This window comes from Chitinophaga polysaccharea, assembly GCF_902150045.1.
In the GTDB taxonomy this organism is placed as follows: domain Bacteria; phylum Bacteroidota; class Bacteroidia; order Chitinophagales; family Chitinophagaceae; genus Chitinophaga; species Chitinophaga polysaccharea_A.
The window spans coordinates 51,141-58,295 of record NZ_CABFVU010000007.1 but is presented as its reverse complement, the minus strand read 5'-3'; the positions used below and the strand labels follow the sequence as shown (position 1 = coordinate 58,295).

Here is a 7,155-nt window from a genome sequence, read left to right as displayed (position 1 = left end):
CCATGCCCATTAGAAACTGGGGCATGGTCCTAAATCAGTTTTTAACTATTTTTGATAAAAGAGTGAGAATCTAATTATTAATTTGATCCCCGATTTTTAAGTTTACACACTTATTGAAATAGTCCCAGAAAATTATATTTTCCTTCCTTTTGAGCTAACCATTTTTTGTAAATTTACTCCAGGAATTAACTAAGTAAGATAAAACCAAGATCCGCATTGGCAATAAAATACCATATCCAATTTTCCACGATTACTTATGTTGCTAAAATGTAGACGTCAACCTCTATGGTTGTTAGTAATTTAAATAATATGGTCTGTGGCTACATCAAATCGTGTAAATAATCGCTGTCCTCATCATTTAGGAGTACCTGTTTCCCGTCTTTTTCGTAGACTAACTTTAGTATCCCTTTATTAGGCCCGTCTTCAATTGCACTAACACCATCTAATATGCATAGGAAAGTGAAAGTTGCTTGTTCAACTGATCTTATAATGATTTTTTCGACCATAGCTTTATCTTCTTCATTCAAGCTTTTGAACCAGTTTGATTCTTCTACCAGATCTTTATGTGGTTCCCGACCAGGTGGCTGTAAGAGTATTTGCCTTAATCCTTCGACGCTACCAGCGACTACCTTTGCATTAACGGCGGTCACAAATTGTTGCTTATCCATATGTTATTGACTTAAAAAGGTTTTGACGGGTTCGTGCTGTTTATAATGTCCCGGGCTCACTCTATTCTTTCACCAATTTCATTTGCTTTTGCATCGACTGTTTTTATTAATTCATAGTCGAATATTTTTGATTCTTTTATTTCTTTGAATGCTTCGAAATGAAAAGAAAAACTTTGGTTCTTAAATTTGCATGGGAGGTTTGCGAGTCTTTCATTAATCATTTTGTCTGTGAAATGTTTGGGGATCTTCCAGTGAATGCCATTTTCTATTTCCACGCGGAAATATGTGAGATTTAGTTTTCGAAGGTACAGTTTTGTGGCAGGTCCATTTTTTATTTTGGTAATTATTAGATCATGTGGCCCATCAAGCAATCCAAGTTCATAACTTATCAGCCATTTTTCGATAGTGAACCCGCTTCCGGGTCGATGTAGATCTCCCAAAATTTTTCCTACAATAAAGCCATAGTAGGCCCCAACAAATATATCTTGTTTATTAATGCCTATATCCATAAATGGTATATACCAGGCAAAGTCAGTCCCAATTATCCCGTCCTCATCAATTCTATATTCACTATCATAGTTTATATTTTCTTTGATAGCTTGTCTTACCCTATTTTTTGCTTCCTCTAGATTCATATTAGGTAGTCTGGAGTTGACGTATTTAATTTCGTTTATTTTATTCAAAATAATGTTTTTTAGATCATGAACAAAGTACGCCTAACCCGCAAAGAGCTTTACGACCTGGTTTGGTCCACGTCGCTGCTTTCACTCTCCAGGAAGTACTATGTCTCTGACGTCGGATTACGTAGGATATGTTTAGAAATGGATATTCCCTTACCGAAAGCCGGACACTGGGAAAAAGTGAAAGCTGGAAAAAAGGTCAGCATCCTGCCCTTACCAGGAAGAACAGCTAGTGAAGAGGCGGTGGAACTGGAGCTCAGGCAGGAGGGAGCTGCCATAAAGAAGGGGCCATCGCTTAAGAACATTTTGCAAAGGGAGATTGAAGGAACATTATCCGCTGGTTGCACAGACAAAGCAAGATTTGGCAGGGAAAAAGCCTAATGGCTTTGGCGGGAGGATGGGCGTGGTTACCCGGATACGCTTCTTTCGGGAAGAAGGAGGTATTAGGATAGCATTGAAAGTTGCTATTGTGACAAGATAAGTTTGGCGCGTGATTTTCCGATCTCAGAAATGTTCAGTAATTTCTCCGTTGGTTAAAAAGACTTTTAATGTATCCAACCCTGACGTTTGACTCATCAATAGGAGATAAGATAATGCTTGATCTCCTGAAATATATTCACCAGTATTATCCAATTGGCCTGCCTGAGTATTATAACCAACCCAGGAGAATGATAGAGCGGGACCACATTGTGGCCAATAAAATAAATGATTTGATTGAAGGAAAAGAGACTGCCTGGTCGTTATTTGTAAAGGAATTGAAAAAGCGTGACTGGGAGCTATTGGATATGGCTTTTATTCAATTTCCCAGCTACGTTGTACATATTAAACTTAAAACACCGGACTTTTCTACACCGGAAATTCTTCATCAACGAGAGCTAGTGGTGGTGGTATCTTTGCTATGTCCCTATTATACTATCTACTATTTAGATACCTATCGATTTAATACGATCCGGGCTGCACATTATCGATTTGGGCCCATATTCAGGATTACTTTCAAGGACTTATTGCCGGAGTTTTCGTTTGACCAGGAGGCACTATTGAAAGAGGTAGAGGACTTAACAAAGCAATATTTTCCCAGCCATAACTATGCGAGTCATGGCATGTTGATGAACCGTTATCTTACCCCTGGAATTATTCTAGAGGGACAAAGTGGGGCGGGGCCTTATCCGATCTATTCCTATTTGTTCGATCATACATTTAACTTTAAGAACCTGGAGATTAGGTGATGCGCTAAAAATCATTTTCATGGAAGACAATATTGACTTTTTGTTAATTCTGAATAAGTATGGCTGGAATACATTTTTGCTCAACTTAAATGGTGCTATTCACGAAATCAGTATTTCAAGTGTATTTAGTGAGCCTTTATATGATGTTGCAAAGCTGTTACTTTCCTTATTAAGTAATGAAGATGAAATGACCATGCACTGGGCTGATGAGCCTGGCTGGAGCATATTTCAAATTTCCAGGGATAAGACACAAAGACATATTCTGTCGGTGGAAATTGGTATTGCTGAAGATCGGGATGGCAGTCAGTATGAAAAGATGGTAGATTTTAGGATTAAGCAAAAGCAATTTTTGATTGTTATGTTTTATCAGCTGAAAAAGAATTTTCATTTACTTTCAGAGAAAAGTTTTGCGAAAGACAGGGAAGGGGAGTTTCCCTATGACTATTATAAGGAACTAGTGAAAAGGATTGCGGTAACTTATCCTGATATATTATAGAAGCACTGCATATATTTGCTTGTATGATAATTTCTGCCTGGTTGTCCCTCGCGTTTCCCCGGTATAGATGGTTACTTTGTTGGTTATTGCCTTAATATTACCGGGGCCAACTGCCTGGAAATTCATATTAACGACAATTAAAGATGGCCTGACTCCCAGTTGGACCAGTGATTATTGGCAGGTAGAGTTGGTTTCCATAAGGTAGTATCCTTGGTGACTAAAATTTTTGCGATGAGCTGATATAGCTCCTCCTGGCTAGGATTATGATCATCTGCATAGACACTGCTGAAGTGGAAATGATCAATGGTCATTAGTTTTGGCAGATCTTCAGGGATATGTTGGCGGATTTCGGTCTCTTTAGCGCTGATTAATGATGGTTGAGTATCGTTAAAGTATCGGAGTAAATCTTCGTAGCTGATCAAATTTCTCGGATTCCCATCAATTCTTGAATGAATCCCGAGATCATGATATTTTGATGCCTCCTGCTCAATAGGCACTTGGACATCTCTGATCGTTACATATGTAGCAGCTGGATTGATCATTTCAAATTGTTCCATGTCCTCTCCCTCATCATTACAGATCCGGTCCCATTCTTCTTCTGTGATTAGCACGACGTGATGTAAATTTGAGACGTAAGTTGTATCTGTATAGGTAGTTATATTATAGTCTATACAATTGCCAAAATAATATAGATCAATTTCTGCCCGGTTTCCCCGGTTTTGATAACCGCCTTTTTCTGCAACGACGGCCCATCGCGCTTCATCTGCATATAGATGGATTCTGCTGCTGGCTGTTTCGCAATAACCATGTTCCAGGTCGAGCCAGAAATGATATTTGATATCGTTGCTGCCGATAACCGGAAAGTAGTTTGTTTGTTCAATGTCCGAATCCGAGTCGAAATGTGATAAGATAATTGATTCAGTATACATGTGTTGTTCTTGTTAGGATCTGTTAAGAGATGGAAAATAGATATACATGTGATCATTTTTAAGCGCACCAGACGGCCCGATCATTTTGAAAAATTCTGTAATGTCACTGCAGGTGAGCATCCATCTTTCATCGATAAGGTTACCGTTTGTCCGACTACTTTAGAATTCGCCTGCCTCTTCACCTCATGGATGTAAATTAAATGTTCCGGTGATAGTAGTTGTATCATAAAGAGTATAGACAGTCGGATTCCTTGTAACAGTACTTTGAAAGCTTCCTTTTATAATTCTTCCTTTAAAATCCAATTCATCTACTTTAATATCACCTCGTTCATAATCGGGGGCAAGCGCCATAAAGTAGCTTGGGGAAGAAGCTGCTTGAAAAGATAAAATACCTAGTTTATAGTTTCCTGCTGATTCCCCACCATAAGACATATATATACCTGTGTTTACAACCATGATACCTATACTGGGTTTCATGGTATATTTATCTACATAATAGTATATTGCTAGACTATCCTGTGGACTTCTCATCGTGTAAGTATGATTATCCACTCTAAATACTATTTCTCCGTTGGTTGGTCTAATCAAAGAATTACATACTTCTATGTCGGGCAATGATATTTTTCCTCCTTTTATTGGAATGAAGCTTCTGGGTGCTGTTTCATGACGATTGCTAGAATCGTAAATCTTATATTGAAAGTCGGGATTGGAGTTACTTGAACACATTGGAATGGCTACGGAATATTTGCCATCCTTTATTGGATATGCGTATTGTACGGGGCCGTTTTTTATAACAATATGCCCACTTTTCATAGGCGTTTTTTCACAACTGTACGTTTTACCTTCCACTACTGCTTGATTCTGTGTTGTTAACTCTATTTCGAGTGTCTTCCACAGGCTTTCTCTAATCGGCAACATTTCTTTTGTTGTGATATTAAAACCGCAATTGTCTTTTATAGTAATTGACCAGGCAATATCATAAGGCACGTAGACTGAGAGTTCTCCAGTACTATTTGTATAAAGCCCATTAGGCCATGTTTTTGAGGGATCCTGAGATTGTATGTTGATTTGTACAGGCGTAAATATAAGAGGATTATTATTCTTGTCTATTAGTTTCAGGTGTACATAAACAGCAGGTGCCTGCTCCGCAATACAGAAAAAACCAATTTGGGACAAATTGCAATAATATTTATCGCCCATTTTTGGGGCTTTACCGGCTTCGATCCAAAGCCCTTCTACTTGATTATATTGCCAAAGAGTACTCTCCGAAGGGGCGATGGGCATGGCATTTGTAGGAATATTTACTTTGACATTTATACTTTTTCCTGCTGCCAATTTAAGATCTATCCTTTCATTAATTTCGTTAGATTGTTCAGGAAAGAATCCTGCCAATAAGTACGGACTCAAAACAACCATTCGTCCTTCACTATTGACACCCCGCAGGTCACCTGGTTGTATTTCATCAAGCGATGGTGTTTTATTATTTAGAACCAAGGTGTTTAGTATAAATGAGCCTTCATATGGTAATTTATTTAATGCCCAAACACCATTCGTAAATTCAAATGCTAATCCATTTTCAGATGAATTTTCAAATGACATTCCCGCAGCTGAGATTTCTTGACGCATGTATTCATAAAAGAGCCTTTTTTTGATAAAATGGGTACGTCCCTCCTGAAGTATTATAGGAGCTGATATTGGGATATGTGTATAGTAAAAGTTCAGAATTGTACCATCTTGCAACATTTGGTCATTGTTAAATTGAAGAAAACCATACTCATTAGTTTTGTATTTATAAGGTTGATCTTCAAAAAAGCCTTTGATAGAGTAATATTCGTTTAGTCCTGGCCGATTATCGGAATATATGATTGTTCCCATTAGTCCTGCACTGACTTTTTTATTGCGTACAGGTACCGGTGCGGTAATAGAGTCCGGATCAGTGCCTACTGCTGTTAGGTCTTCAGGTTTTATTTCATGTGAACAGGCAGTAAAAAGGAGGAACAAGATAAGTATCCGAAATAAGTAGGTAATAGGTTTGTGCATTACAGTATAATATATGCCTACAAATATAGGTTGAATTTATTTATTATGAAATTGGGCCTTTTCTCCAAGCAGGACCCTAGCCAATGGTTGTCCAGTATTAAGTGTAGTGCTGTATTGAAGAATATTATACTTCGATGTCAGCTCTTTTATTCAGATTCCAGAACAAAAAGGTGAACAAACCGATTTCTTTATTGTGAAAATATTGATAATTATATAGTTGAGAACACATCATGTCGGCCAGTCATCCCGACAGCTTTATCTTCGTTTTATAAGCTCGCTTTGACAGCGGGCTTTTTTACTTCCACTAATTTTTAATCTACTTAAGGTTGGAGGTCCAGTACCGCTCTACCACTGAAAAGGTCTGCAGGCACCGAAACGTGCTCGTGCGCAATCAGCCATACTCCATCAATTTTACGGAAGCCAAAGGTTAGGCGTTCCCAACGATCGACCTTCTGTCCATTCGGCATTGTTGTCTGTAGCCGAAGGAGCTGTCGGCTGAATGCCACGTCGGCGCCCGTGACAATGCTTAGGTCACGTGTCTCGAAATCAATGGGGTGCTGAAAAAAAGCGAATACTTTTCCCCAAACATTTTTATACGTATCTGTTCCCACCTGCTGCAGCGGGGGCACGATATCGAACGCTACGAATCCAGGAGCATAAAGGGACATCATTAGATTCAAGTCTTTAGTGCGAAATGCTTTAACAAAATTGTCGATTTGTTGTCGAATCTGGGCTTCATCGCTTGCTTTGTTTTTTGGGGCTGTCATTATTGTCTCCTTTTTTGATTTGTTTGCTGTTTGCGAAGTTTGAGCGTAATTTACCCTGGGAAGTGCTCCACTACAGAGGAGCATCAATCCCAAAATTATTTTTCTTTTGTTCATGGTAAAAATATAATTGTCAGTAACTAATTGTTTTACCATAATAATGGCTGGGAAAGTGGAAATTGGACAGCGGTAAGGGAAATATTTTTGCCAGGGATAAAATAATTTTCAAATTATGTCCAATTCTGGTATCCTCCGAAGGTTCTAAAGTCTAGAACCCATAATACTTGCAACCGTTATTGCGGCCTACAGGTAACTTTCTCTCTGCCGAAAGGAAACAGCTATCTTCAAAAGG

Annotated in this window: 8 protein-coding genes; 3 read left to right on the top strand and 5 right to left on the bottom strand. The window is 38.5% G+C overall.

Annotated elements, in window-relative coordinates; all coding sequences use genetic code 11:
• Nucleotides 1–320: 320 nt before the first annotated feature.
• Complete coding sequence (locus FN124_RS30775) at nucleotides 321–668, bottom strand: hypothetical protein (RefSeq protein ID WP_142688647.1); 348 nt, start codon at nucleotides 666–668, stop codon at nucleotides 321–323.
• Between the two features lie 56 nt (nucleotides 669–724).
• A complete protein-coding gene (locus FN124_RS30770; protein ID WP_142688646.1) occupies nucleotides 725–1,303 on the bottom strand; it encodes a hypothetical protein in 579 nt (192 codons plus the stop codon).
• 66 nt (nucleotides 1,304–1,369) lie between these two features.
• Here FN124_RS30770 and FN124_RS30765 point away from each other — a divergent pair, with 66 nt between their 5' ends.
• The 3 genes from FN124_RS30765 (at nucleotide 1,370) to FN124_RS30755 (ending at nucleotide 3,070) form a co-directional block, all read left to right on the top strand.
• Nucleotides 1,370–1,729, top strand: a complete 360-nt coding sequence (locus tag FN124_RS30765; RefSeq protein ID WP_142688645.1) for a hypothetical protein — start codon at nucleotides 1,370–1,372, stop codon at nucleotides 1,727–1,729.
• Between the two features lie 167 nt (nucleotides 1,730–1,896).
• A complete protein-coding gene (locus FN124_RS30760) occupies nucleotides 1,897–2,574 on the top strand; it encodes a hypothetical protein (protein ID WP_142688644.1) in 678 nt (225 codons plus the stop codon).
• Nucleotides 2,575–2,593: 19 nt separating this feature from the next.
• Entirely contained in the window at nucleotides 2,594–3,070 is a 477-nt protein-coding gene (locus tag FN124_RS30755; RefSeq protein WP_142688643.1) for a hypothetical protein, read from the top strand.
• 137 nt (nucleotides 3,071–3,207) lie between these two features.
• Here FN124_RS30755 and FN124_RS30750 read toward each other — a convergent pair whose 3' ends face one another.
• From FN124_RS30750 to FN124_RS30740, 3 genes are all read right to left on the bottom strand, one after another.
• Nucleotides 3,208–3,999, bottom strand: a complete 792-nt coding sequence (locus FN124_RS30750) for a DUF7003 family protein (RefSeq protein ID WP_142688642.1) — start codon at nucleotides 3,997–3,999, stop codon at nucleotides 3,208–3,210.
• A 183-nt stretch (nucleotides 4,000–4,182) separates the two neighbouring features.
• Nucleotides 4,183–6,039 (bottom strand): hypothetical protein, encoded by a 1,857-nt coding sequence (locus tag FN124_RS30745; RefSeq protein WP_142688641.1) that lies wholly within the window; start codon nucleotides 6,037–6,039, stop codon nucleotides 4,183–4,185.
• A gap of 320 nt (nucleotides 6,040–6,359) precedes the next feature.
• Nucleotides 6,360–6,920, bottom strand: coding sequence for a YybH family protein (locus tag FN124_RS30740; protein WP_221887975.1), 561 nt, complete (start codon nucleotides 6,918–6,920; stop codon nucleotides 6,360–6,362).
• Nucleotides 6,921–7,155: the final 235 nt, after the last annotated feature.

What these genes read in the sequence shown, in the direction of transcription:
- FN124_RS30775 (WP_142688647.1), bottom strand. Translation starts at nt 668, where the DNA reads ATGGATAAGCAACAATTTGTGACCGCCGTTAATGCAAAGGTAGTCGCT.
- FN124_RS30770 (WP_142688646.1), bottom strand. Translation starts at nt 1,303, where the DNA reads ATGAATCTAGAGGAAGCAAAAAATAGGGTAAGACAAGCTATCAAAGAA.
- FN124_RS30765 (WP_142688645.1), top strand. Translation starts at nt 1,370, where the DNA reads ATGAACAAAGTACGCCTAACCCGCAAAGAGCTTTACGACCTGGTTTGG.
- FN124_RS30760 (WP_142688644.1), top strand. Translation starts at nt 1,897, where the DNA reads ATGTATCCAACCCTGACGTTTGACTCATCAATAGGAGATAAGATAATG.
- FN124_RS30755 (WP_142688643.1), top strand. Translation starts at nt 2,594, where the DNA reads ATGGAAGACAATATTGACTTTTTGTTAATTCTGAATAAGTATGGCTGG.
- FN124_RS30750 (WP_142688642.1), bottom strand. Translation starts at nt 3,999, where the DNA reads ATGTATACTGAATCAATTATCTTATCACATTTCGACTCGGATTCGGAC.
- FN124_RS30745 (WP_142688641.1), bottom strand. Translation starts at nt 6,039, where the DNA reads ATGCACAAACCTATTACCTACTTATTTCGGATACTTATCTTGTTCCTC.
- FN124_RS30740 (WP_221887975.1), bottom strand. Translation starts at nt 6,920, where the DNA reads ATGAACAAAAGAAAAATAATTTTGGGATTGATGCTCCTCTGTAGTGGA.